Below are 24926 nucleotides of genomic sequence, written 5' to 3' on the forward strand. Positions count from 1 at the left end.
AAGCTATGGTAAAAAAATTAGATATAACACAGGGCTTGCCGGATCCATCGAAAGTGATGGATGAAATCATGGCAAAATACCCGACAAAAATCGCCAAGAAACGTCAAAAGTCATTGGTGATTAATGATCCTGCTGAAGGAAAAGAAATTCAGGCGAACGTAAGAACCATTCCTGGAATTATTACACAACGCGGTTGTACTTACGCAGGATGTAAAGGAGTAGTTTTAGGTCCAACCAGAGATATTATTAATTTGGTTCACGGACCAATTGGCTGCAGTTTTTACGCTTGGCTTACAAGAAGAAACCAAACCAGACCTGCTGAAGGGGAAGATAACTTTATTACCTACAGTTTTTCTACCGACATACAGGATTCCAACATTGTATTTGGTGGTGAAGCAAAACTAAAAGATGCAGTTCGTGAAGCATTCGAAATATTTAAACCAAAAGCAATTGGTATTTTCTCGACCTGTCCTGTTGGTTTAATCGGAGATGATGTTCACTCAGTATCCCGCGAGATGAAAGAGGAATTGGGAATTAATATTTTTGGTTTTAGTTGCGAAGGATACCGTGGAGTATCTCAATCGGCAGGTCACCACATTGCTAATAATGGTGTATTCAAAAATGTAATCGGCAACAACAACAGAGACCGTATTGGCAAATTCCAAATCAATCTGCTTGGCGAATACAATATTGGTGGTGATGCTTTTGAATTGGAAAGATTGTTTGATGAAGCAGGAATCACTTTGCTGTCCACTTTTAGTGGAAACTCTACGATCGAAAGTATGGAATATGCTCATACCGCTGACCTTAATCTGATTATGTGTCACCGTTCCATCAATTACATTGCTGAGATGATGGAAGAAAAATATGGTATTCCTTGGGTAAAAGTTAGTTTCATTGGTGCAGAAGGCAGTGCAAAAGCTCTTCGAAAAGTCGCTGAATATTTTGATGATGCTGAGCTAAGTGCAAAAGTGGAAGAGATTATTGATCGCGAGATGAAGAAAGTGATAGCCGTAAGAGAAGCTGTAAAGGCCAAAACAGAAGGCAAATTAGCCATGATGTTTGTTGGAGGTTCCAGAGCTCACCATTATCAGGATTTATTTGCAGAAATAGGTGTAACAACAGTATCGGCAGGATATGAATTTGCTCACCGTGACGATTACGAAGGCAGAGACGTTATTCCAAGCATTAAAATTGATGCCGATACCCGAAACATTGAAGATTTAACTGTTGAGAAAGACATTGAATTATACCGGGAAGACTTAGCTGTAAAAAAAGAAAAACTACTTAAGAACGGTTACGAATTCAGCAACTATGACGGTATGATGCCCGAAATGAAAAAGAACTCACTGGTTATTGATGATATCAACCATTGGGAAACTGAAAAACTAATTGAGTACTACAAACCGGATATTTTTTGTGCAGGTATTAAGGAAAAATATGTGGTGCAAAAATCAGGAGTTCCATTAAAACAATTACACAGTTACGATTACGGTGGCCCGTATGCCGGATTTGAAGGGGCAATCAATTTCTACCTTGAAATGGAGCGCATGCTCTGCACCCGAATCTGGAAAATGGTGAATACACCTTGGAAAACCGACCCTGAGATTGTTGGAAGTTTTGCCATTAACGAATAAAGGAGGACAAATACATGTTATTAAATCATACAACAAGTAAAATAGTAGAGAGAAAGGCCTTAACGGTAAATCCGGCGAAGACCTGTCAGCCTATTGGTGCAATGTATGCCGCATTAGGAGTACACGGATGTTTACCTCACAGTCATGGATCACAAGGTTGCTGTTCTTATCACAGAAGCACCTTAACACGCCACTACAAAGAACCTGTAATGGCTGCAACCAGTTCCTTTACCGAAGGATCGTCTGTTTTTGGCGGACAAGCAAATTTACTGCAGGCAATCACGAATATTTTTACAATATACGAGCCGGATATTATCGCTGTGCATTCCACTTGTTTATCAGAAACAATTGGAGATGACTTAGGTCAGATTGTAAGCAAAGCTGCATCAGATGGCAAAATTCCGGAGGGAAAGCACGTTATTCAGGCTCCAACACCTAGCTACGTTGGAAGTCATGTAACTGGTTACGCCAATATGCTGGAAGGTATTGTAAAATATTTTGCTAAAAAAAGCGATGAACTTAAAAACCAGTTAAATATTCTTTCAGGTTGGGTAGAACCTTCAGATATGAGAGAATTAAAAAGGATTTTAAAACTGATGAAGGTGAAAAATGTTTTATTACCTGACACTTCTGATGTTTTAGATTCACCAATGACAGGAAAATTTGAAATGTATCCGAAAGGAGGAACAACAATTCCTGAAATGGTAAGTATGGGCGATAGCCTGCATACTATAGCATTGGGCGAATGGGCAACAGAAAAAGCGGCTGTCAATCTGGACAATCAGTGTAAAGTAAAATTCAGCATGCAGGATCTGCCAATTGGTATTCAGGCAACTGACCGTTTTATTCAATCATTAGCGAAATTAGGTTCTGTTTCGGTTCCCGAATCTATTAACGATGAACGTGGACGCTTGGTTGATGTGATTACTGATATGCACCAATACCTTTATAATAAGCGGGTAGCATTATGGGGTGATCCAGATCAATTGATTCCATTGGCTGAATTTTTGGTAGACATGGATATGAAACCGGTTTATATTGTTTCAGGAACTCCAGGTAAAGCATTCGAAAAAAGAATGGAAAAGATTCTTGGTAAAAGTGTACCTGAAGCCAAATATAAAAATGGTGCCAATGCCGACATGCTGTTAATGCACCAATGGATCAAAGAAAACCCTGTAGATCTGCTAATTGGCAACACCTATGGAAAATACATTTCAAGAGATGAAAATATTCCATTCGTAAGAATGGGCTTCCCTATTATCGACCGTGTTGGACATAGTTATTTTCCTACACTAGGCTATATGGGAGGTTTAAGAATTCTTGAAAAAATTCTTTCTGTACTTATGGACCGACAGGATGCAACTTGCCCTGAAGAATCATTCGAGTTGGTCATGTAGTGATGCGATGAAATGAAGGAGGCAACTAGCTGATATGCAAATTATACCCTTTTCTCATAGCTAGGATAAAGTGTCTCCCGCCTCCTTCATTTTTATCATCCGGAATAAAAGAAAGTAAAACTTTCTTCATTCTCAATATGAACCTGTGGCTTGCACAACTATAATTAACAACAATGGAGAGAATAATCAAAGAACGATCCACTCAGGTACACACAATAGGTACATCTGTACACGATTTAGATTGTGAAAAGAAAAGCTTAGCTGGAAGTGTCAGCCAACGCGCCTGTGTATTTTGCGGCTCGCGGGTTGTACTCTACCCCATTGCCGATGCCCTGCACCTAATTCACGGTCCCATAGGTTGTGCCGCTTACACCTGGGATATCCGCGGTGCATTATCCTCCGGGCCACAATTGCACCGATTAAGTTTTTCAACCGATTTACGCGAACGCGATGTCGTTTTTGGCGGAGAACCAAAACTATATACTGCACTTACTGAACTGATTGAAGCCTACCAGCCCAAAGCAGCATTCGTCTACTCCACCTGTATTGTTGGAGTTATTGGCGATGATGTTGAAGCTGTGTGCAGAAAAGTATCCGCAGAACAAAAAATAGATGTATTGCCGGTTATGGCCGAAGGTTTTAAAGGCACAAAAAAAGATGGGTACAAAGCTGCCTGCGATGCCCTATCGAAACTTGTTGGCACAGATAATGAATTTCAGGCACCTCCTTTCAGCATTAACATTTTAGGAGATTTTAATTTGGCTGGAGAACTATGGATGTTAAAAGAATATTACGAAAAAATTGGTGTAAACATTATTACCGGCCTTACCGGCGATGGCAGAATAAATGAAATTCGCCAGGCACACAAAGCCTCAATAAATGTGGTTCAATGCTCCGGCTCCATGATGCATCTGGCCAAAGAAATGGAAGAAAAATACGGCATTCCATTCATAAAAGTATCCTATTTTGGTATTGAAGATATGGCTGATGCCCTTTACGAAGTAGCTGGCTTTTTTAAGAATGATGAAATGCTTGAAAAAGCAAGAAATTTAGTATCCGAAGAAATAAAGACTTTACTGCCTGCTTTGGCACCATTCAAAGAGAAATTACAAGGAAAAAAGGCGGCAATTTATGTTGGTGGTGCCTTTAAAGCAATCAGCCTGGTAAAAGCACTTCGATTGATTGGAATGAAAACCGTAATGGTAGGTTCGCAAACCGGGAACAAAGACGATTACAATTTGCTTAAAAAATTGTGCGATGAGGGAACCATTATTGTTGATGATTCGAATCCGAATGAACTCTCAGAATTTGTAAAAGAAAAAGGAGTCGACCTCTTTATTGGTGGCGTAAAAGAGCGTCCAATTGCTTACAAATTAGGAATTGGATTCTGCGATCACAATCACGAAAGAAAAGAAGCATTGGCTGGTTTCGAAGGCATGCTAAACTTTGCAAACGAGGTTTACGCCTCGGTTACCAGTCCCGTTTGGAAATTCTTTAAACGCTAACACACATGGAAAAAATCCCAACATTATCATATATCAGACCATTTGTATCAACGCGAAATGCGTGTAAACTGTGCTCACCCTTGGGTGCCTGTATTGCTATAAAGGGCATTGAAGGTTGCGTTCCTGTAATTCACGGTTCTCAAGGGTGTGCCACCTACATTCGCCGTTACCTAATTAGCCATTACAAAGAACCGGTCGACATTGCTTCTTCCAATTTTAGTGAAGAAACTACAATTTTTGGTGGAGAAGCCAATTTAAAAATTGCACTAACCAATGTTACCAATCAATATCAGCCCAAAGCAATTGGAGTCGCAACAACTTGCCTGAGCGAAACCATTGGCGAGGACGTTGCCTCACAATTAAGTCACATAAGAAACGATAGCTCAAATTCCAATTTGCCAAGTTTATTCACCGTTTCAACTCCAAGTTATCAAGGAACACACATGGATGGATTTCATGCAACGGTATTGGAAATTATCAAAAAATTTGCAAAAAAATTACCGCCTGCAGACAAGATCAATTTATTTCCAGGTTTTGTTTCGCCTGCAGACATTCGTCATCTCAAAGAAATTATTATCGACTTTGATGTTAAAACAACAATTCTGCCCGATTACTCGGATACCTTGGACAACCCCGTTTGGGATCAATATTATCGGGTACCAAAGGGAGGAACACCAATATCAGAGCTTGAAAAAATGGGAGAAGCTTATGCATCTGTTGAATTGGGTGTTTTTACAACTGTAAAACAAGGCGGACAAAACGGTGGAATAGAAGTTAGCGGAGCATCGTGGCTGGAAAGTGAACACAGCGTGAAAAATCACCAGTGTATTCTCCCGATAGGCATGAACAGTTGCGATTCATTTTTTGATATTCTAAGCAAAGTGAGCGGAAAAGACATACCTGTAAAATATCAAATGCAACGAGGTCGTTTACTGGATTCTTATGCCGATGGACACAAATACATCTTCGGAAAAAAGGCTGTGGTTTACGGCGAAGAAGATTTAGTTCTAGGTCTGTGCTCTTTTCTCGATGAAATAGGTATCGAAGTTGTTTTGGCTGCATCGGGAGCAAACAGCGGAAAACTTCAAAAGGAAATCATCAAACATTGTCCCGAACATGGAAAAACCATCAAAGTAATTAGTGATTCTGATTTTGAACAAATCAATGAGGCGTGCAATACAATTAAACCAGATTTCCTAATCGGGAACAGCAAGGGAAATTATATCGCCGGCAATTTCAATATCCCACTAATAAGAGTCGGTTTCCCAATTCACGATCGAATTGGAGGACAACGAATTACTCTTCTTGGATATAAAGGAACTCAGGAATTATTCGACAAGGTGGTAAATGCCACGATTGAATACAAACAAAATAATTCTCCTATCGGATATAAATACATGTAAAAGAGACCATTTACAATCAATAAAAGTTAAGAAATCTCACATAAAAGCCGCATCATGAAAGATTTATCAACTCATCCTTGTTTCAACAAAGACGCACATCATAAATATGCCCGGGTACATTTGCCTGTAGCTCCAACATGTAATGTAAAATGCAACTATTGCAATCGAAAATTCGACTGTGTAAACGAAAGCAGACCCGGAGTTACCAGCAGCGTTTTATCACCAGATCAGGCATTAAGCTATCTGATTAAATTGGTGAAAATAATGCCCGAACTTAAAGTGGTAGGAATTGCAGGACCAGGCGATCCATTTGCCAATCCTACCCAAACCATGAAAACGCTTCATTTGGTTCGGGACAACTTTCCAGATATGCTGCTTTGCCTATCTACAAATGGTTTAAATGTTGCTCCATATATCGATGAATTAAAAGAGCTGGACGTATCACACGTTACAATTACTCTGAACAGCCTGCGTCCCGAAACTTTGGCAAAAGTTTACAGTTGGGTACGACACGACAAAAGAGGATATTTTGGAGCCCAAGCCGGAGAATATCTACTTAAAAAACAATTGGAAGCAATCCACAGACTAAAAGAAGTTGGCATTACTGTAAAGGTAAATACCATTATAATGCCGGGCATTAACGATCATGAAATTGCAGAAATTGCAGAAAAAATCGCATCACTTGGAGTAGATTTAATGAATACAATTCCTTTGTTCCCGGTAAAAGATACCGCCATGGAACACATGGAAGAGCCTACTCCTGAATTCATGAAATCATTACGTGAAAAAGTAGAAGTGTTTCTTCCCCCAATGTCACACTGCGCACGATGCAGAGCCGACGCAGCAGGATTACTCGGAAAAGATTCAGCCGAAGCAGCCAAATTACTTTCTGAAACAGCGCTTCTTACAGTAGAAAAAGGAGAAGAAAGACCTTGTGTTGCAGTCACCTCCATGGAAGGTATTTTGGTAAATCAGCATTTGGGTGAAGCTGATCGAATTCACGTTTTTAGAGAAACGCCGAAAGGATACAAACTGGTAAATGTTAGGGCAACTCCCGATACTGGACAAGGCGATTCCCGCTGGGAAAAACTGGCAGAAACTTTGGCTGACTGCCGTGCAATTTTAGTTGGAGGAATCGGCAAAAAACCTGCAGGAATCCTAGGCCGAAGTGGCATTAAAATCATAGAAATGAGTGGATTAATCGACCAAGGTCTGGATTCTGTTTACAAAGGCACAGAACTTCGCTCTCTTTGCAAAACCGACATGACAAAATGCGGAACAGGATGTACAGGTTCTGCTACAGGATGCGGTTGATATACGAACAAATTCAAATTATCAATTAAAAAACATAAAATCTTTATCATCATGAAAAAACCTGAATTTCATATTTTAGTTTGCAATTCATTTAGAATAGCAGGCGAAGCACAAGGCTATTGTAATAAAAACGGATCTGTAGACATGGTTCAATACCTTATGGAAGAGTGTGCAGACAGAGGCCTTGATGCAACAGTATCAACCACTGGTTGCCTTAATGTTTGCTCCCAAGGTCCGGTAATGGTAATACATCCAAACAACCTATGGTATGGAGGCGTAACGCCGGATCGAATTGATGAAATTCTGGATGCCCTGGAAGAAGGCGAAGCGGTAGCCGAATATTTAATTGCAGAATAGGCTCGTTATCAAAAATCACTAAACTAAAAACACCATGCACATTATCGATACCACTCTTCGTGATGGAGAACAAGCACCTGGAGTTGTGTTCTCTCTTGAAGAAAAGCTAAAAATTGCAGCATTGTTGGACGAGGCTGGTGTAAAAGAATTGGAAATAGGAACACCTGCCATTTCTTTGGCAGATGAAGAAGATATTAGGATCATCAACGATCAAAGATTTCGTTTCAATGCCACCTGTTGGGCGCGCGCCTGCACTAATGATCTGCAGGCTGCTGCCCGAACAGGTGTTTCAAGAATCAACATTTCCTTCCCGGTTTCAGCAATTCATCTGGCATCGATTGGAAAAGACCGGAATTGGATGCTTGGCACCTTATCAACAGTAGTTAAGCAGGCACAAAACATGTTTGAATTCGTTGCAGTAGGTGCGCAGGATGCTTCCCGTTGTCAAACCGATTTGCTTGATGATTTTGTTTTTGCCGCTGAAAACCTGAAGGTAAACCGCATTCGATTGGCCGATACGGTAGGCATCATGAATCCCATGTCGGTTCAAAAACTATTTGAAAGATATCAACTTTGCTTGTCAGGAACAGAACTGGAATTTCACGCTCACAACGATTTGGGAATGGCTACAGCCAATACCATTGCCGCTTTAAGTGCAGGAGCCAATACCGTCTCTGTAACAGTTAATGGTCTTGGAGAACGGGCTGGTAATGCCGCCTTGGAAGAAGTTGTGGCAGCTATGGCTTTTTCAATTTCGAAATCCTGTGGAATCAATTTAGAAAGCTGTATTCAGCTTTGCGAATTTGTAGAAAAGGCTTCGGGACGAAAAAACTCCGAATCAAAACCCATTTCAGGCGAAAAAGTTTACAGCCATGAATCGGGAATTCATTGCAACAGTCTTCTCAGGGATCCATTGAGTTATCATGCTTTTGACCCACAGTTAATCGGGCAAAAAAGTCAATTCATTATAGGTAAACACTCTGGTGCGGCTGTTCTAAAAGATGCATTAAAAGAAATGGGAATTCATTTAAACGACAAGCAAAGCCAATTATTTATTGATGCTGTGAAAAAGCTCTCAGCCAGAAAAAAATCAGGACTAAACAGGAATGAATTACAACAATTATACAATAACTTATTTTGCTGCACTAATTAATTTCAACACAAAAAGACCAAATCACAAAACATACAAAAGTCAATTCTGTGGTAATATGCGGTAAATTAGGTTGCTGCCAGGCTTCTTGTAAAAAGGAAGTTTGGCAGTTTTTTATTTCTGATTAAAAAATCTCCATCTAGTCTATTGATGTTTTAAAACGTTCATCAGATTTCAATGTTTTGTGCTTTTCATCCCATTTCCGATCTAACCAACCTGATTTTACATGTTCACGATTATCAAACTGTCCAAAAAATGGTTTAATATCCAACAAAGGTGTGCCATCCAAAACATCAGCATCCTCAACATGAAGAATATTTCCATTTACACCTATCAATTTCACGGTTGAGATACCTATTGCATTTGGTCTGCGAGGTGATCGGGTTGCAAAAACACCATGCTCTTCATTATCCATAAATGGAATTACTCTTAATTTGTAATCAGTTACTTTATGCAAATGGTAAATCAAAGTAATATGAGAAAACTCCACCAAATCTTTTAATCCATCAACAAATTCAGATTTTAATTCAACAGTGGCCTTTACCCCCTTCGCTCCCATTGGCTGTATTGGCATATTTTCAAGGGTTTTATATGAAGTTCGGATAATTCCTATGGTCTCAAATTTTATTTCTGGCATCGTAACAATTTTGAAATGAACACTAAAATTAACAATTCTCACTAAAATAAAAGAGGTTGCCCCGATAAACGAAGCAACCTCTTCTGTATGCCAAATCTGTATCAGTTATTACAGATTAAATAAAATCTCATTATTCGAAGAATTTTTATCTATTCAAATTCGTCACTATTTGCTTCCATTTCTGCAATCGGTTTTAAATGTGCAGGAATCTCTTCATTAAGTTCATCGCTAAAATATGGGAATACATCCATTAATGGACTTTCTGAAATTGCAGGAATTTCATAAGGCACAATCATTGTACTTAAACACTCTTCCAAAAATTCATATGCCTGCTTCACATTATTGGCTTGAGTAAGCATATATTGAGTCGCTTTCTTCTCTTTTCCGGAAGCTTCATCAACATCTACAAAAGAAACCTTTGCTTTAAACCAACGATCACCATTCTCGTTCGGATACAATTCTGTCACATTCGATTTACTAATGTTTGTAACATTAAAATCTCCGCTAATCATTTGTTCCAATTCTTTATGAATTCTTGCTTCGGCCTCTGTAAAAGAGACAGCATCTACCAAATATGGTTCAGATACTTTTCTTTCTTTGCCAGATGCTTCATCAATTTTTACATATTTTACTTTGCACTCAAACCAATTATTTGTCATCATATTCAATTTATTTTTTTTAGGTTAACAAAGATAAAATAACCTAGAAGTAATCATTATTAGATTTAGAATAAAAATGGAAATATTCTTAACCATTTATTCTCCTGCTGCAGGAAACTTATATGCACGTGCCGAAGACATATGTAAACAGCGTCCCCTACTAAAACTGCATTTTATATATTAAATTGTTCCGACACAAAAAAAAAGGATGCCTGTAAAGACATCCTTTTTGTAGCGAGAGGCGGGCTTGAACCGCCGACCTCGTGATTATGAATCACGCGCTCTAACCAGCTGAGCTACCTCGCCGTTTTTGCTGGATTGCGGTGCAAATATAATTGCATTTTAGTTCTAAAAAAAATCTTTTTATTGGAAATTGAATCAAGCTTTGGTTTTAATAGGGCAAACTATCTCAATTACAGAAATATTACACTCAAAATTTATTTTATTTTATTTCAAAAAAGCAAATAATCCTTACTCAATTAAAAAAAACAGGCCAAATATGAACCAATTTCGTATCTATAAAGTAGTCTACTTGCCACAACTTAATCGTAAAACAACCTCCTCCCATTAAACATCTGAATATCCTGATTCAAATCAATTTTCAAAGACTATGAATATGTCAAAATCAGATCCCACTTGGTTCTGGATTTTAATAAAAAAACAAAGGGAATAACTGAAAAGTTATTCCCTTTTTGTAGCGAGAGGCGGGCTTGAACCGCCGACCTCGTGATTATGAATCACGCGCTCTAACCAGCTGAGCTACCTCGCCGTTTTTCTAACGAGGTGCAAATATAAAATCCTTTTTCATTTAAAAAAAATCCTCACCCATTTTTTTCTAAAAAGTTTAGAATTGCAATCTCTAAAATTTATTTCTTAAATTTTCCTTATATTACTAAAGTTAAACCACTGACAAAATGAAAAATACTGAACAATATGGAAATCCGGTAAGTTTTATCCTGTTTTTTTTTATTCCATATTCTTAAGTATCTTGCGAAAAATTTCAGTAGTAACTTACAATTCACGTTTTTAGTTAGAAAAACCCCTGTATTTTGGGTTATATGAAAAAACTATAGACATGTATAAATGGTTTTTACATATTTTCATCTAATTATTTTATTAAATCAAAGCCCGTCCAATGCAACAATTTGAACTCGAATATGTGCTCCATGCCTCACAGAAAGTAATTTACGATAGATTAAGCAGTGCCAGTGGATTATCAGAATGGTTTGCTGATGATGTTAATCAAAAAGGAAAAATTTTTACTTTCATTTGGGAAGGCTCGGAACAACAAGCGGAACTAATTCTAAAAAAAGACAATCGCCTGATTCGTTTTCATTGGCTGGACAGCGAAGACGATGAAAGTTTCTTCGAATTCAAAATTGAAATAGATGCTCTAACCAACGATTTATCCTTAATTATCACTGATTATGCCGAAGAAGATGAAGTTGAAGAGGGAATTGAACTATGGGATTCACAAATTTCAGAACTAAAACAAGTTTTAGGCATCTAATTTTTTAACACTCCACATTTACGAAACCTAATTAAAATACCTTATTTTTGTATTCCTCAAGACCAGTCTCATTGTGTTATTGGTCTTGTTTTGTATGGAACAAACCGTGAAGTTTCAACAAACATGATTTACTAATCTGGTTGAAAGATATTTTAGATTCCATTTATCAACCAAAATGGCAAGGAATGAAAAGATTGCATTCATTTATTTTAAAAAGCTTTTTAGGGCCTCTGGCATTTACCTTTTTCATCTGCATGTTTGTTTTACTCATGCAATTTTTATGGCGTTACATAGATGAATTGGTAGGAAAAGGTCTTGACTGGACTGTTATTGCTGAATTTCTATTTTATGTTTCGGCGACTTTAGTCCCAATGGCACTTCCTTTAGCTATTTTATTAGCCTCCATAATGACCTTCGGCAATATGGGTGAGAATTACGAACTCTTAGCAATGAAAGCGGCTGGAATATCCTTACAAAGGATCATGAAACCATTAACTATTCTAATTATTCTTATTAGTTTAGGTGCATTCTATTTCTCCAACAATATAATGCCTATTGCTTCCCTTAAAACAACAACCTTACTTCGTGATATCAAAAGACAAAACCCTGAATTAATTCTTAAGGAGGGAATATTCACTAACGACTTACCAAAATTTAGTGTTAAGGTTGGAAAAATAGATAAAAATACAGGAATGATGTATGATCTTTTGATCTATGATCATCGTGAAAATCTAGGTAATACAGATGTAACTGTAGCCGATTCGGGAACTATGGTAACTTCAGCTGACAAGCTAACCATGAATCTTACGCTATATAGTGGTAATATTTATCAGGAAGTAAAACAAAAACCCCGAGACAGGAACAAAAATCATCCTTCCCGAAGAATAAAATTCAGGGTGTTCAAGCAAAATATCTCGTTGCCGGGCACAGATTTAAAGAGGACTGACGAAAATGTTTACAAAAACAGTTATAGAATGCTGAATTTGGGACAATTGGTAAATCAGGAAGACTCTCTTGAACTTAACCTAAAAAAGGAAAAAGATACCTTTACTAAAAGTTTACTTGCCAGACATTATTTTCAAAAAGAACCTAAGAACTTATTGAGGGACTCCATAAAATCCATCTTGATTACAGAAAAGATACAAGATGCGGACTCTTTGTTCGATAAGCTTTCCTCATCAAAAAAACTCACTACAATTAGTTATGCTTTAAATAAAGGCAGAAAAGCCCGTGAAAATATTTCCAGAAAAGATGGCGAATTTTCCGGCCAAATTAAATGGATTAGAAAATACACCAACGAATGGCATCGTAAATTCACATTGCCTTTTGCCTGCTTTATCTTTTTCTTTATTGGAGCTCCTCTTGGAGCAATTATCCGTAAAGGAGGATTGGGTATGCCGGTAATTATCTCGATTTTGTTTTTTATTATTTACTACATTATTTCGATGACAGCAGAACGCTTTTCAAAAGAGTTGATTCTTCAGTCGGTTTGGGGCATGTGGATGTCTTCACTTATCGTTCTGCCTTTAGGAATAATTCTTACTTATAAAGCGACAACCGACTCCGCGGTATTCAATATCGAGAATTATATTGATTTCTTTAAAAAAATTAATCCTCTGAAATTTTTCAAGAAAAAAAATGCATAAACTATCCCTTATTTTAGGATTACTTTTTATTCTTATATCGGGTTCCTGCAGCACATCAGTGTCGCCACAGAATAAGGAAGTAGATGAATTCATTAATAAATGGCACAAAACTGCAGCTGAGGCAGAATTGACATCCTATTTTGATATGATGAGTGAAAATGCTGTTTACATTGGTACAGATGCAGGCGAACGCTGGACTAAAAAAGAGTTTTTCGCATTCTGCAAACCTCACTTTTTAAAAGGAAAAACCTGGGATTTTAAGCCTTTCGACCGACAAATATATTTCTCCGATGATCACAAAACCATCTGGTTTGATGAACTACTAAATACCTGGATGGGTGTTTGCCGCGGATCGGGGGTTATTGTTCTTGAAAATGGAGAACTTAAAATTTCACACTATCATCTTTCAGTCACCATTAAAAATGAAAAGATGAACGAATTTTTACGAATCAATCAAGAATAACATGTTCGACGACTTAAAACCAGATATTGATTATACGATGAGTCCCGACGGATATCGAATACTCACAAAAAAGTATTTAACAGAGAGAGGATATTGCTGTGGAAACGGATGCAAACATTGTCCTTATTTCCCAAAACACAATAAAGGAAACAGAACATTAAAAGAGTAAGGAATTATGAATAAACTTCGAATTGTATACATGGGTACGCCCGATTTTGCTGTTGCTCCTCTTGAAGCCTTACTAAATGCAGGATGCAATGTTGTTGGTGTAATTACAAATCCTGACAAACCTGCCGGCAGAGGTCAACAAATTCAGGAAGCTGCAGTGAAAAAATTCGCAGTAGAAAAAGGACTAAAAATTCTTCAGCCGGAGAAATTTAGAGATGAAAAATTTCTGGAAGAATTAAAAGCATTAAAAGCTGACCTTCAAGTAGTGGTTGCATTTAAAATGCTTCCGGAAATGGTGTGGAGCATGCCAAAATACGGAACGTTAAACCTTCACGCATCACTTCTTCCACAGTACAGAGGTGCGGCGCCGATCAATTGGGCTATTATTAATGGAGATCAGGAAACAGGTGTTTCTACCTTCCTTCTTCAGCACGAAATTGATACCGGTAATATCCTGTTTCAGGAAAAAATTTCGATTGGAGATAATGATAACGTAGAAGTTATTCATGATAAATTAATGACTGTTGGTTCTGAACTGGTTGTTAAAACAGTTCGTGCTATAGAGGCGGGAGAATATCCTCAGATTCCTCAGGAAAATTTATCCAATGAAGTAATTACATTAAAATCGGCACCAAAAATTTTCAAAGAAGATTGTAAAATTGATTGGAGCAAAGATTTAAACTCTATCCATAACTTGATTCGCGGCTTAAGTCCATACCCGGCATCATGGACTGAACTAATCCCTAATGAAGCGGGAAAAGCAATTGGACTTAAAATCTTCACAAGCGAAAAAGAAAAAATAAATCACAATGAAGAAATTGGCCATATCGTTACCGATGGCAAGACCTATTTAAAGGTAGCTGTAAACGGAGGTTTTATCTCCATCAAAATGCTTCAGCAAGCGGGCAAAAAGCGCATGAAAACGGAAGATTTTCTCCGAGGATTTCAACAAATAAAGAACTATCATTTATAAAATACAAGGAAGCTGTTTCAGCTTCCTTTTTTTATGCTCACCAAATAAAAAAGGATACTCACCAATTATTCTTTTATTTTCGAAAACCTTTTCGTAAATTCTATATAGCTCTAATTTGGTTTTCAGGAAGTTAAATTCCCAATTAGATCATATTCACACAGCTGCCAGAATAATATTCTCATCCTCTCACCTCTTCCCCTTAGAGACTATATTCTTTTGCGCCTCATCATGTGTCACTTCTACATTTTGATATGCTGTTCTATCTTACCTACATAAACTTATAATTTATGGTAACGCGCATTTTTGATTTACTGGAAAATTACCGGAAAAACTTTCCGGACAAAAGAGATGCCTTTGCTAAAAAAGAAAAAGACGGATGGATACCGTTTTCAACTGAGCAATACCTTACTTATTCGGATTATATAAGCTATGCTCTGCTGGCAAATGGAATTAAAAAGAATGATTGCGTTATTACAATAACCAACAACAGACCTGAATGGAATTTTGTTGATATGGGTCTGGCACAGATTGGTGCTGTGCACGTCCCCCTATATCCAACAATAAACACCAAAAGTTACGATTATATCATTCTGCAATGTCAACCCATTGCCATTTTTGTTGCTGATCATGTTTTATATGAAAAGATTGCTCCTCTGCTAAACAATCATCCATCAGTAAAATTTGTGTATTCATTTGAAAAAATAAAATCTGTTGCTCACTGGAGCCGCTTACTGGAAATAGGCGAAATGACAGAAAACAAAATGCAAAAAGAGCTGTTGGCAATAAAAGATAGTATTCAACCAGATGATTTAGTAACCATCATTTATACATCCGGAACTACAGGAAATCCTAAAGGTGTTATGCTTTCTCACAACAATTTCATAAGCAATGTTTTGGCGTCTGCTGCCAGCTTAAATTTAGATTCATCTCACAAAACCTTGAGTTTCCTGCCAATTAACCATGTTTACGAACGAATGGTAAACTACCAGTATCAATATAAAGGAATTAGTATTTACTACGCCGAAAGCATGGATACGATTGGTGACAATTTACGCGAATTAAAGCCTCATGGTTTTGCTACTGTTCCTCGTTTACTCGAAAAAGTATATGATAAAATCATGGCAAAGGGGAAAAGTCAGCCTTTTTTAAAGAAAGCAATTTTCTTGTGGGCTGTTAACCTAGGGCAAAAATATGAACTGAATCGAGCAAATGGTTGGTGGTATGAATTTAAATTGAAAATTGCCCGCAAGCTGGTTTTCAGCAAATGGCAGGAAGCCTTAGGCGGAAATATCAAATTCATGTGCTCCGGAGGTGCCCCTTTACAGGTTCGTTTAGAGCGACTTTTTTGGGCTGCGGGAATTCCTGTTCAAGAGGGATATGGGCTAACAGAGACATCACCAATTATCTCGGCAAATCAGAATTCTTATCCTAACGTGAGGTTTGGTACTGTGGGACCAGTATTAAAAGGTGTAGAAGTTAAAATTGCGGAGGATGGTGAGATTTTAGTCCGGGGACCGAACGTAATGCTTGGCTACTACAAAAATCCGGAATTAACAAAGGAAGTTCTTGACGAAAATGGTTGGTTTCATACGGGAGATATTGGCTGTTGGGAAGATGAGCGTTTTTTAAAAATTACTGATCGGAAAAAAGAAATGTTTAAAACATCCGGAGGAATATATATTGCTCCTCAGGAAATTGAAAACAAACTTAAAGAATCTCCATTTATTGATCAAAGTATTGTTTGTGGTGAATTTAAAAGGTTCCCTTCCGTAATCATTTCACCTAACTTTGTTTTTCTAAAAGAATATTGCAGACGTAAGAAAATACCATTTGAGAGTGCTGATCAGATCATTTACAATCAGAAAATTCAAGTTCGTATCTGGAAAGAAATTCAAAAAATGAATGTTAATCTGGATCGTCCGAAAAAAATTAAAAGTTTTAGATTGGTTCCTCACGTTTGGACTCCTGAAACTGGAGAACTCTCACCTACTCTAAAGCTAAAACGTTCCGTTTTAAAAATTAAATATCAATTAATAATTGAAGAAATTTATTCCTAACACACACTTAAAATACTATATATGCATCGTAAAATAAGGAAAGTTGCCGTTTTGGGAGCCGGTGTTATGGGTGCCCAAATCGCCTGCCATTTTGCAAATATTGGCATAGAAGTTCTTTTGTTGGATATGCCTCCAAAAGAATTAGATGCTGAAGAAGAAAAAGCAGGTTTATCTCTTGAACATCCTAAAGTGAGGAATAGAATTGTAAGCCAAATGCTTGCAAAAACGTTGAAAATAACCCCCGCCCCTTTGTATTTAAGGAGTTTTGTAAAGCGGATTTTGATCGGAAATTTTGAAAATGATCTTCATCGAATTCAAGATTGTGATTGGGTGATAGAGGTAATCATCGAAAATTTAATCATCAAACAAAAATTATATGCCCGCATTGAGGAATTTAGAAAAACAGGTTCCTTAATTACAAGCAACACATCAGGAATACCGATTGGAATGTTATTGGAAGGAAGATCGGATGATTTTAAACAATCGTTCTGCGGCACGCATTTTTTCAACCCGCCAAGATACCTCAAACTTCTGGAGATCATTCCTTCAAAACACACATCACAGGAAGTAATCAGTTTCCTCACTGAATTTGGAGAAAGACACTTGGGAAAATCAGTAGTGATTTGTAAAGATACTCCAGCCTTTATCGCCAACAGAATTGGAGTGTATTCCATGATGTCCGTATTTCATCTTCAAAAAGAATTCGACCTTTCGGTGGAAGAAACAGATAAGTTAACCGGCCCAATTATTGGAAGACCAAAATCTGCGACATTCCGAACCTGCGATGTGGTTGGATTGGATACTTTGGTGCTTGTGGCTCAAAACCTAAAAAAAGCACTTGCTCAGGATGAATCCAAAGATGTTTTTGAGATTCCTGATTTCATTCAGAAATTAATGGAAAACCAATGGCTGGGAGCAAAAACAGGACAAGGCTTTTATAAAAAGATCAAAAATGGAGAAGGAATCAGTGAAATTCTTAGCCTGAACTTATCCAACTTTGAATATCAGGGCAAACAGAGAATTAAATTTGCTGAATTTGAAGCAGCCAAAGCCATTCCTCATCTGAACGACCGGTTTAAACTGCTGATAAAAGGAGAAGGAAAAGTCAGTCAATTTTACCGCAAATTGTTTTTGGGATTATTCGCCTATGTATCAAACAGAATCCCTGAAATTTCAAATGAAATTTACAAAATTGATGAAGCTATATGCACGGGGTTTGCCTGGGAAATGGGTCCGTTCGAAATTTGGGATGCTCTGGGATTGAAAAAGACCATTCCCCTAATGGAAGAACTGGGATATAAACCTGCCGATTGGATCTATAAAATGGCAGAAAAAGACCTAAAGTTCTATCAATTGAAAGATGGCAATAAGCAATTCTATGATGTCAAAAGTCAGAATTATCTCACAATTCCAGGAACAGAAGAATTAATATTGCTCAACAATCTTCGTCCAACACATAGCATATGGAGTAACGAAGGATGCAGTATTATCGATTTGGGTGATGGCGTAATTAATCTGGAATTCCATACCAAAATGAATACCATTGGAAGTGAGATTATTCAGGGGATTAACAAAGCCATTGAGCTGGCCGAAACGGAATACAAAGCCCTCATCATTTCCAACGAAGGAGAAAACTTCTCGGCTGGGGCAAATATTGGTCTGGTATTTATGCTGGCCATTGAACAGGAGTTTGAAGAACTGGATATGGTTGTCCGGACCTTTCAAAATACCATGCTGAAACTAAAATATGCATCGGTACCAGTAATTGCCGCTCCGCATGGAATGACACTGGGTGGCGGATGTGAAGTCTGCATGCACTCCGATAAGGTGATTGCTCATGCCGAAACCTATATGGGATTGGTTGAATTGGGTGTTGGCGTAATTCCTGCTGGTGGTGGCACCAAAGAATTTGCCTATCGCCTATCGAAAGAAATGGCTGCAGACGATATTAGAACCAACCGTTTCCGTGATAAATTCTTAACTATCGGACAAGCAAAAGTATCAACATCAGGATATGAAGCCTTTGAATTAGGTTACCTGCGAAAAGACGTAGATGAAGTGATTGTAAGCAGAAAGCATCAATTGTTATATGCGAAAAAAGCCGCTATGTTGATGTGCGAAAAAGGCTACACTCCTCCTCTGCCAACCAAAGATATTCGCGTGCTAGGTGCTGAAGGACTGGCGTTAGTTTATTCCGGAGCCGACGGAATGGAAGTTGGCAATTACATTTCGGACTACGATAAATATCTCTCCATTGAACTTGGGAAAGTATTGAGTGGCGGAGAACTGAGCGAACCTGCCGAAGTTTCTGAGAACTATATGCTAAATCTGGAACGGGTTGCCTTTGTAAAACTATGTCAGCAAAAGAAAACCCTGGAGCGAATGCAAAGTCTGCTGCAAAAAGGCAAAATTCTTCGAAACTAAAAACCCGGTACTCACAACAAAAAGCAAAAATATGAACGCATATATAGTAGCCGTCTACCGAAGCCCTGTAGGCAAAGCAAAAAAAGGAAATCTGAGATTCATTCGTCCCGATGATTTGGCGGCCCAGGTGGTGCAGCGGATCATGACAGAGATTCCAAATTTGGATGCAGCAATGGTGGATGATGTAATTGTTGGAAATGCAACTCCTGAGGCAGAACAGGGATTGAATGTTGGCCGTATGATTGCCCTGCTGGGATTGGACAATGTGCAGGTTCCGGGAATGACCGTGAACCGGTATTGTTCATCGGGTTTGGAAAGCATTGCCATTGCCGCTTCGAAAATTGAGGCCGGTCTGGCCGATTGTATCTTTGCCGGTGGGGTTGAAATGATGTCGCTGATGCCGATGGGCGGATGGCGCTTGGTGCCGAATCTGGGAATTGCAAAATCGCACCCCGATTGGTACTGGAATATGGGAATTACAGCTGAAGCCCTGCAGGTGAAGTACAATATATCTCGCAAAGAGCAGGATGAATTTGCTTTTCACTCTCACCGAAAAGCATTGGAGGCACAGGCTCATAATCGTTTTGCAGATGAAATTGTTCCCATTCACGTGCTGGAGACTTTTGTAAATGGACAGGACAAAGCACAAACCCGAGAACACATCATTGGTTTGGACGAAGGACCTAGATTGGGAACAACAGAAGAGGCTTTGAGTAAATTAAGCCCTGTTTTTGCGCAAGGAGGAAGTGTGACTGCGGGCAACTCATCGCAGACCTCCGATGGTGCTGCATTTGTTTTGGTGGTATCCGAAAAAATGCTGAAACAGTTGAATGTGGAGCCAATAGCCCGCTTTGTTTCCTATTCTGTTGCAGGTGTGGAACCCAAACACATGGGGATTGGTCCGGTAGAGGCCATTCCAAAGGTTTTAAAACGCTCAGGTTTATCGATGAATCAAATAGAGCAGATTGAGCTAAACGAAGCCTTCGCGGTACAGGCACTTGCCGTGATAAAAGAATTGAGCCTGAATCCTGAAATCATTAATGTAAATGGTGGTGCCATTGCTCTTGGTCATCCGCTTGGCTGCACAGGTACGAAATTATCCGTGCAACTGCTTCACGAAATGAAAAAGCGCAAACAGAAATACGGCATGGTTACCATGTGTGTTGGTTCGGGACAAGGTGCTGCCGGGATTTTTGAATTATTATAAGGAAAAAGGATTAAGGTAAAAGGTGAAAGTAAATTCAAGAAAAACATCCTTCACTGATTACTGTTTACTGCTAACTGTAAAATGAAACAATATGGAAAAGATAAAAACAGTAAAAGGCGGACAATTCTTAGTGAAAGAAACCAGCCCTCAGGATATTTTCATCCCCGAAGAAATTTCGGAGGAGCAAAAAATGATCATGGAAACCTGCCGTGATTTTCAGGAAAAGGAAATTCTTCCTCTGCTGGATGAAATCGACAGTCAGAAAGAAGGATTAATGACCTCTCTCATGGATAAAGCAGGTGAGTTGGGTTTACTGGGAATCGCTGTTCCGGAAGAATATGGTGGTTTCGGTCAGGATTTGAATACATCGATGCTGAGTACCGAAATTATGGGAACCTACAGTTCCTTTGCTGTTGCCTACGCCGCGCATGTGGGAATTGGCACCCTTCCGATTTTGTATTACGGAACCAAGGAACAAAAGGAAAAATATTTACCCCTGCTTGCAAGCGGTGAAGCCAAAGGAGCCTATTGTTTAACTGAACCCGGAGCGGGTTCGGATGCCAATTCAGGAAAAAGTAAAGCCACACTTTCGACAGATGGTTCACACTACCTTTTAAACGGACAAAAAATGTGGATTACCAATGCCGGCTTTGCAGATATCTACACTGTTTTTGCCAAGATCGATGACGATAAAAACCTAAGTGCGTTTATTGTTGAGAAAACTTTTAATGGCATCAAGCTCGGACTGGAAGAGAAAAAGATGGGCATTAAAGGCTCGTCGACCTGTATGATGTTTTTTGAAGATTGTAAAGTTCCGGCAGAAAATCTGCTCGGCAAACGGGGCGAAGGCTTTAAAATCGCCTTAAATATTCTGAACAACGGCAGAATAAAATTGGCTGCTGCCGTTTTAGGTGCAGGCAAAAAAATAATTACCCATTCAATTACTTATGCCAATGAGCGCATACAATTCGGGAAAGCCATTGCAAATTTTGGTGCCATACAATACAAAATTGCAGAACAGGCAATTCGAACCTATGCGGTTGAATCGGCCATTTACCGCTGCAGCAACGACATACAAAATGCAATGCTCCATTTAATCGAGGAAGGAATGCCGAAAGAAAAGGCTGTTATTCAGGCTCAAAAAGAATTTGCCGCCGAAGCTGCCATCCTAAAAGTGGCAGCATCCGAAGCTTTGGACTATGTAACCGATGAAGGCGTTCAGATTTATGGCGGAATGGGCTACTCTTCCGAAGCACCTATGGAGCGCGCTTACCGCGATTCCCGTATCAACCGGATTTTTGAAGGAACCAACGAGATCAACCGAATGCTGGTGGTCGACTTCCTGTTGCGCAAAGCTTTTAATAATGAATTGCCTCTTTTATCGGCAGCCCAAAACGTTGTAAAAGAATTAATGGCAATTCCTGAATTTGGCGAAGAAGACACATCCCTGTTGGCCCGGGAAAGCAAATTAATAGTCGGTTTTAAGAAAAGTGCCCTGCTAATAGCAGGTGCAGCTGCGCAAAAATTCATGCAAAAACTAAGCAGTGAACAGGAAATACTCATGAATATTTCTGATATCATTATCGATTGCTATCAGGCAGAATCTCTTTTATTGCGGGCAAAAAAGCTGATTGCCTTAAAAGGTGAAGAAGCATGTACAGAACAAACAGCCATGTGTGAGGTCTTTTTTTATGATGCTGCCGATCGTATTCATAAAAATGCCAAAGATGCTGCAAACTCAATAGCTCAGGGTGATGAATTGCGCATGATGCTTTTGGGTTTGAAACGATTCACAAAACACTCCGGACTCAACAGCAAAGAAAAACGCCGGTTAATCGCGGGTAAATTGATTGAAGAAAACAAGTATTGTTTCTGATAACAGCAGGTTGTTAGATGTTAGACATGAACTATTAGATGGATTTGCAGTATGCTTATTTTTAACCTTTACACAGAGATAGGGAAAAACACTCTTTTAAGTGCAGAGGAACTTTTTAGTATCGGGAAAGCACTTTAGACATAGGGAATTCAGTTTTTAGATCGGGAAGGCTCTTTTTGGCATAGGGAAGCACTTTTTAGTACCAGGAAGGCACTTTTAGGCTTAGGGAATTCAGTTTTTAGTACCGGGAAGGCTCTTTTTGGCATAGGGAAGCACTTTTTAGTACCGGGAAGACACTTTTAGATATAGGGAATTCACTTTTTAGTATCGGGAAGGCTCTTTTTGGCATAGGGAAGCACTTTTTAGTACCAGGAAGGCACTTTTAGGCTTAGGGAATCAATGCCGGGACTTGCTTTTTGACAAAAGGGTAAACCTTATAGTCCCTAACTAAATTCGTCCCCTGAAACAGACGAATTTTAAACCTCTCAAATAATATTAGCATATTAAAAAACCTCCGGGGGCAAATTATTTGCAACCGGAGGTTTTACTTTGACTATGATCGATAAAGAAGTTTACTCTTTTACTTTTTTGCTCATTATTAAATAATACAACAAGAAACCAATAGAGACCGAAACGAATTCAATACCATAAGGCATTACACTATTGTAGCGGATAAATTCGGGATAATTTAAACCTAAAATTTCTATACCTATTAAGCCCAGTCCGCCAAACAAAACAACCAAGCCCCATTTTAAAGCCGGATACTGATCGTATTTCACTTGTTTTTTCACTTCAACATCAGTATTCTGATCCAATATTTCAGCACGATCGAAATGTCCTGTTTTAATAATTTTTCGCTTCAAAAAATGCGATGACATAATTTTAACAAAAGTAACAATACTATAAAAAACCACCGCTGCCATTAATACTTCGCCTAAATTCATATTTTAAGTTTTAAGTTTCTGAATGTATTTTGCCTATTAGACCAGAGTGCTTTGCAGAATGTTGCAAAAAATTTTTGTTTTTTTTACACCTCATCCCCTCAAGACTTGTCCGAAAAACAAATTTTCACCCGAAAACGACCTCTTGAGTGTATTTATTATTTTTAAAAAGTTAATGGGAGCCGAAGCAAAACCCACATCACCACCAGCCTCAACGCAGAAGAAAATAAAAGTACCTAATTCAATTGCAGAAATAAATAATACCAAATTAACATCAAAATTGATCTTATAAAATGTTTCTTTTCAGCTATATCTTCGTTAAAAAAGATGCAAGCTAACCTGGCTGTCTTTTACTTTTTTGCCTCGATCCGGCAGAAAATTATTCCATTTTATTAAAGATACTTTTGAAATTAAATTGGTATAAGATTAAAGGTGTGACTTTTACTATTAATTTATTTTTATCTTGCTAATCAAGATTTTATTAACCACCCAACAACCAAGAATGAAAGTATTATTTATAGGAGGTTCAGGAAACATAAGTACTTCATCCACCCAATTAGCCATTGAAAAAGGAATTGAAATTTATCACTTGAACAGAGGGAATACACTCCGGAAAATATCAGGTGTTAAAGTTATATTAGGTGATAGTAATAAAATGAATGAGGTAACCGATCTGAAAAAACACAACTGGGATGTTGTTGTAAACTGGATCGCCTTTACACCAGATGATATTGAACGTGATATTGCCTTTTTTAAAGGAAAAACCAAACAATACATCTTTATAAGTTCTGCTTCGTGCTATCAAACACCACTTAGTTATCCTATAATTACTGAATCGACTCCCTTAAGTAATAATTTATGGGATTACTCGGCTAATAAAATTAAATGTGAAGAGCGATTAATGAAAGCTTATCGGGAAGAAAATTTTCCTGTTACAATTGTGCGCCCTTCGTTAACATATGATACTGTAATCCCAATTGCCATTGGGGGATTTAAGGAATATACAACTGCTGACAGAATTTTAAAAGGAAAAAGTATTATTATTCACGGCGACGGAACTTCATTATGGACTGTAACCCATTCGGATGATTTTGCAAAAGGATTGGTTGGCTTATTGGGTTTAACACAAGCCATAGGACATGCTTTTCATATTACTTCCGACGAAATTTTAAGTTGGAACATGATTTATAAAATTTTAGCTGACAGTTTAGGTTGTGAAGCAAAGGTGGTGCATATTGCTTCTGATTTTATTTGTAAAATAGAACCTTCTTTTACAGGAACATTGCTTGCCGATAAAAGTGAAAGTGTCATTTTTGATAATACAAAGATCAAAACTTTTGTGCCGGAATTTAAGGCTGCAATCCCATTTTCCACTGGAATAAAAAGAACCTTAAAATGGCTGAATCAAAATCCGGATATGAAATTTATTAATCCCGAAACCAATGCTAAAATTGACAACATTTTAAATGCCTATAAGGCCTTATACCCCTTTTTCTAAAGGCGAAGAATAGGATGAGGTAAATCAGCTGACCCGAATTTGCAATCTGGAATTTAGGTATTTAAATTCGTCAAAAAGACCTCATCCCCGGCCCTTTCTCCTAA

The 24926-nt window shown here is 38.2% G+C and carries 20 protein-coding genes and 2 tRNA genes; 17 read left to right on the forward strand and 5 right to left on the reverse strand.

Going from position 1 to position 24926, the window contains the following annotated elements; translation table 11 throughout:
* The first annotated feature begins 5 nt into the window (after window positions 1-5).
* The 7 genes from nifD to QUH73_RS12105 all read left to right on the forward strand — a co-directional run bounded on the left by nifD (window position 6) and on the right by QUH73_RS12105 (window position 8766).
* Window positions 6-1637 (forward strand): nitrogenase molybdenum-iron protein alpha chain, encoded by a 1632-nt coding sequence (gene nifD, locus QUH73_RS12075; RefSeq protein ID WP_289530692.1) that lies wholly within the window; start codon window positions 6-8, stop codon window positions 1635-1637.
* Window positions 1638-1651: 14 nt separating this feature from the next.
* Window positions 1652-3034 carry a nitrogenase molybdenum-iron protein subunit beta gene (nifK, locus tag QUH73_RS12080; RefSeq protein ID WP_289530693.1) on the forward strand — a complete coding sequence of 461 codons (1383 nt, stop codon included), beginning with the start codon at window positions 1652-1654 and terminating at the stop codon, window positions 3032-3034.
* Between the two features lie 173 nt (window positions 3035-3207).
* The gene (nifE, locus tag QUH73_RS12085; protein ID WP_289530694.1) at window positions 3208-4539 is read left to right on the forward strand and encodes a nitrogenase iron-molybdenum cofactor biosynthesis protein NifE; all 1332 of its coding nucleotides are present in this window, start codon (window positions 3208-3210) and stop codon (window positions 4537-4539) included.
* 5 nt (window positions 4540-4544) lie between these two features.
* Window positions 4545-5942, forward strand: coding sequence for a nitrogenase component 1 (locus tag QUH73_RS12090; RefSeq protein WP_289530695.1), 1398 nt, complete (start codon window positions 4545-4547; stop codon window positions 5940-5942).
* A 54-nt stretch (window positions 5943-5996) separates the two neighbouring features.
* A complete protein-coding gene (locus QUH73_RS12095; protein WP_289530696.1) occupies window positions 5997-7256 on the forward strand; it encodes a radical SAM protein in 1260 nt (419 codons plus the stop codon).
* A gap of 51 nt (window positions 7257-7307) precedes the next feature.
* Window positions 7308-7613 carry a (2Fe-2S) ferredoxin domain-containing protein gene (locus tag QUH73_RS12100; protein ID WP_289530697.1) on the forward strand — a complete coding sequence of 102 codons (306 nt, stop codon included), beginning with the start codon at window positions 7308-7310 and terminating at the stop codon, window positions 7611-7613.
* A 34-nt stretch (window positions 7614-7647) separates the two neighbouring features.
* Complete coding sequence (locus QUH73_RS12105) at window positions 7648-8766, forward strand: homocitrate synthase/isopropylmalate synthase family protein (protein ID WP_289530698.1); 1119 nt, start codon at window positions 7648-7650, stop codon at window positions 8764-8766.
* Between the two features lie 136 nt (window positions 8767-8902).
* Here the strand turns inward: QUH73_RS12105 and tsaA are convergent, their stop codons facing one another.
* The 4 genes from tsaA to QUH73_RS12125 all read right to left on the reverse strand — a co-directional run bounded on the left by tsaA (window position 8903) and on the right by QUH73_RS12125 (window position 10828).
* The gene (gene tsaA, locus QUH73_RS12110; RefSeq protein ID WP_289530699.1) at window positions 8903-9400 is read right to left on the reverse strand and encodes a tRNA (N6-threonylcarbamoyladenosine(37)-N6)-methyltransferase TrmO; all 498 of its coding nucleotides are present in this window, start codon (window positions 9398-9400) and stop codon (window positions 8903-8905) included.
* A gap of 149 nt (window positions 9401-9549) precedes the next feature.
* Window positions 9550-10062: a DUF4494 domain-containing protein gene (locus QUH73_RS12115; protein WP_289530700.1), complete on the reverse strand. Its 513-nt coding sequence runs from the start codon at window positions 10060-10062 to the stop codon at window positions 9550-9552.
* Between the two features lie 229 nt (window positions 10063-10291).
* Window positions 10292-10365 (reverse strand) — tRNA-Met (locus QUH73_RS12120).
* A 389-nt stretch (window positions 10366-10754) separates the two neighbouring features.
* Window positions 10755-10828, reverse strand: a tRNA-Met gene (locus tag QUH73_RS12125).
* Window positions 10829-11194: 366 nt separating this feature from the next.
* Between QUH73_RS12125 and QUH73_RS12130 the strand changes: the two genes are divergently transcribed.
* From QUH73_RS12130 to QUH73_RS12170, 9 genes are all read left to right on the forward strand, one after another.
* Window positions 11195-11569, forward strand: coding sequence for an START-like domain-containing protein (locus QUH73_RS12130; protein WP_289530701.1), 375 nt, complete (start codon window positions 11195-11197; stop codon window positions 11567-11569).
* Between the two features lie 185 nt (window positions 11570-11754).
* Window positions 11755-13215, forward strand: coding sequence for an LptF/LptG family permease (locus tag QUH73_RS12135; RefSeq protein ID WP_289530702.1), 1461 nt, complete (start codon window positions 11755-11757; stop codon window positions 13213-13215).
* Window positions 13208-13678: a nuclear transport factor 2 family protein gene (locus QUH73_RS12140; RefSeq protein ID WP_289530703.1), complete on the forward strand. Its 471-nt coding sequence runs from the start codon at window positions 13208-13210 to the stop codon at window positions 13676-13678. The genes QUH73_RS12135 and QUH73_RS12140 overlap by 8 nt, the downstream gene beginning before the upstream one ends.
* A gap of 1 nt (window position 13679) precedes the next feature.
* The gene (locus tag QUH73_RS12145; protein ID WP_289530704.1) at window positions 13680-13847 is read left to right on the forward strand and encodes a DUF5522 domain-containing protein; all 168 of its coding nucleotides are present in this window, start codon (window positions 13680-13682) and stop codon (window positions 13845-13847) included.
* 6 nt (window positions 13848-13853) lie between these two features.
* Window positions 13854-14819 carry a methionyl-tRNA formyltransferase gene (fmt, locus tag QUH73_RS12150; protein WP_289530705.1) on the forward strand — a complete coding sequence of 322 codons (966 nt, stop codon included), beginning with the start codon at window positions 13854-13856 and terminating at the stop codon, window positions 14817-14819.
* 287 nt (window positions 14820-15106) lie between these two features.
* Complete coding sequence (locus QUH73_RS12155) at window positions 15107-16876, forward strand: AMP-dependent synthetase/ligase (protein ID WP_289530706.1); 1770 nt, start codon at window positions 15107-15109, stop codon at window positions 16874-16876.
* A 21-nt stretch (window positions 16877-16897) separates the two neighbouring features.
* Entirely contained in the window at window positions 16898-19300 is a 2403-nt protein-coding gene (locus QUH73_RS12160) for a 3-hydroxyacyl-CoA dehydrogenase/enoyl-CoA hydratase family protein (RefSeq protein WP_289530707.1), read from the forward strand.
* A 31-nt stretch (window positions 19301-19331) separates the two neighbouring features.
* A complete protein-coding gene (locus QUH73_RS12165) occupies window positions 19332-20507 on the forward strand; it encodes an acetyl-CoA C-acyltransferase (RefSeq protein ID WP_289530708.1) in 1176 nt (391 codons plus the stop codon).
* A 91-nt stretch (window positions 20508-20598) separates the two neighbouring features.
* Complete coding sequence (locus QUH73_RS12170) at window positions 20599-22383, forward strand: acyl-CoA dehydrogenase family protein (protein WP_289530709.1); 1785 nt, start codon at window positions 20599-20601, stop codon at window positions 22381-22383.
* A gap of 572 nt (window positions 22384-22955) precedes the next feature.
* Here QUH73_RS12170 and QUH73_RS12175 read toward each other — a convergent pair.
* On the reverse strand, window positions 22956-23327 hold the full coding sequence (locus QUH73_RS12175; RefSeq protein ID WP_289530710.1) for a hypothetical protein: 372 nt from the start codon (window positions 23325-23327) through the stop codon (window positions 22956-22958).
* Window positions 23328-23826: 499 nt separating this feature from the next.
* Here QUH73_RS12175 and QUH73_RS12180 point away from each other — a divergent pair, with 499 nt between their 5' ends.
* Window positions 23827-24822, forward strand: coding sequence for an NAD-dependent epimerase/dehydratase family protein (locus QUH73_RS12180; RefSeq protein WP_289530711.1), 996 nt, complete (start codon window positions 23827-23829; stop codon window positions 24820-24822).
* Window positions 24823-24926 lie beyond the last annotated feature (104 nt).

This window comes from Labilibaculum sp. K2S (assembly GCF_030372765.1).
In the GTDB taxonomy this organism is placed as follows: Bacteria; Bacteroidota; Bacteroidia; order Bacteroidales; family Marinifilaceae; genus Labilibaculum.

Bases quoted from the DNA above. Each gene is read 5' to 3' on its own strand.
- QUH73_RS12130 (WP_289530701.1), top strand. From the start codon at position 11,195: ATGCAACAATTTGAACTCGAATATGTGCTCCATGCCTCACAGAAAGTA.
- tsaA (WP_289530699.1), bottom strand. From the start codon at position 9,400: ATGCCAGAAATAAAATTTGAGACCATAGGAATTATCCGAACTTCATAT.
- QUH73_RS12155 (WP_289530706.1), top strand. From the start codon at position 15,107: ATGGTAACGCGCATTTTTGATTTACTGGAAAATTACCGGAAAAACTTT.
- nifE (WP_289530694.1), top strand. From the start codon at position 3,208: ATGGAGAGAATAATCAAAGAACGATCCACTCAGGTACACACAATAGGT.
- QUH73_RS12165 (WP_289530708.1), top strand. From the start codon at position 19,332: ATGAACGCATATATAGTAGCCGTCTACCGAAGCCCTGTAGGCAAAGCA.
- QUH73_RS12115 (WP_289530700.1), bottom strand. From the start codon at position 10,062: ATGATGACAAATAATTGGTTTGAGTGCAAAGTAAAATATGTAAAAATT.
- QUH73_RS12175 (WP_289530710.1), bottom strand. From the start codon at position 23,327: ATGAATTTAGGCGAAGTATTAATGGCAGCGGTGGTTTTTTATAGTATT.
- QUH73_RS12095 (WP_289530696.1), top strand. From the start codon at position 5,997: ATGAAAGATTTATCAACTCATCCTTGTTTCAACAAAGACGCACATCAT.
- QUH73_RS12140 (WP_289530703.1), top strand. From the start codon at position 13,208: ATGCATAAACTATCCCTTATTTTAGGATTACTTTTTATTCTTATATCG.
- QUH73_RS12105 (WP_289530698.1), top strand. From the start codon at position 7,648: ATGCACATTATCGATACCACTCTTCGTGATGGAGAACAAGCACCTGGA.
- nifD (WP_289530692.1), top strand. From the start codon at position 6: ATGGTAAAAAAATTAGATATAACACAGGGCTTGCCGGATCCATCGAAA.
- QUH73_RS12160 (WP_289530707.1), top strand. From the start codon at position 16,898: ATGCATCGTAAAATAAGGAAAGTTGCCGTTTTGGGAGCCGGTGTTATG.
- QUH73_RS12145 (WP_289530704.1), top strand. From the start codon at position 13,680: ATGTTCGACGACTTAAAACCAGATATTGATTATACGATGAGTCCCGAC.
- QUH73_RS12135 (WP_289530702.1), top strand. From the start codon at position 11,755: ATGAAAAGATTGCATTCATTTATTTTAAAAAGCTTTTTAGGGCCTCTG.
- nifK (WP_289530693.1), top strand. From the start codon at position 1,652: ATGTTATTAAATCATACAACAAGTAAAATAGTAGAGAGAAAGGCCTTA.
- QUH73_RS12170 (WP_289530709.1), top strand. From the start codon at position 20,599: ATGGAAAAGATAAAAACAGTAAAAGGCGGACAATTCTTAGTGAAAGAA.
- QUH73_RS12090 (WP_289530695.1), top strand. From the start codon at position 4,545: ATGGAAAAAATCCCAACATTATCATATATCAGACCATTTGTATCAACG.
- fmt (WP_289530705.1), top strand. From the start codon at position 13,854: ATGAATAAACTTCGAATTGTATACATGGGTACGCCCGATTTTGCTGTT.
- QUH73_RS12180 (WP_289530711.1), top strand. From the start codon at position 23,827: ATGAAAGTATTATTTATAGGAGGTTCAGGAAACATAAGTACTTCATCC.
- QUH73_RS12100 (WP_289530697.1), top strand. From the start codon at position 7,308: ATGAAAAAACCTGAATTTCATATTTTAGTTTGCAATTCATTTAGAATA.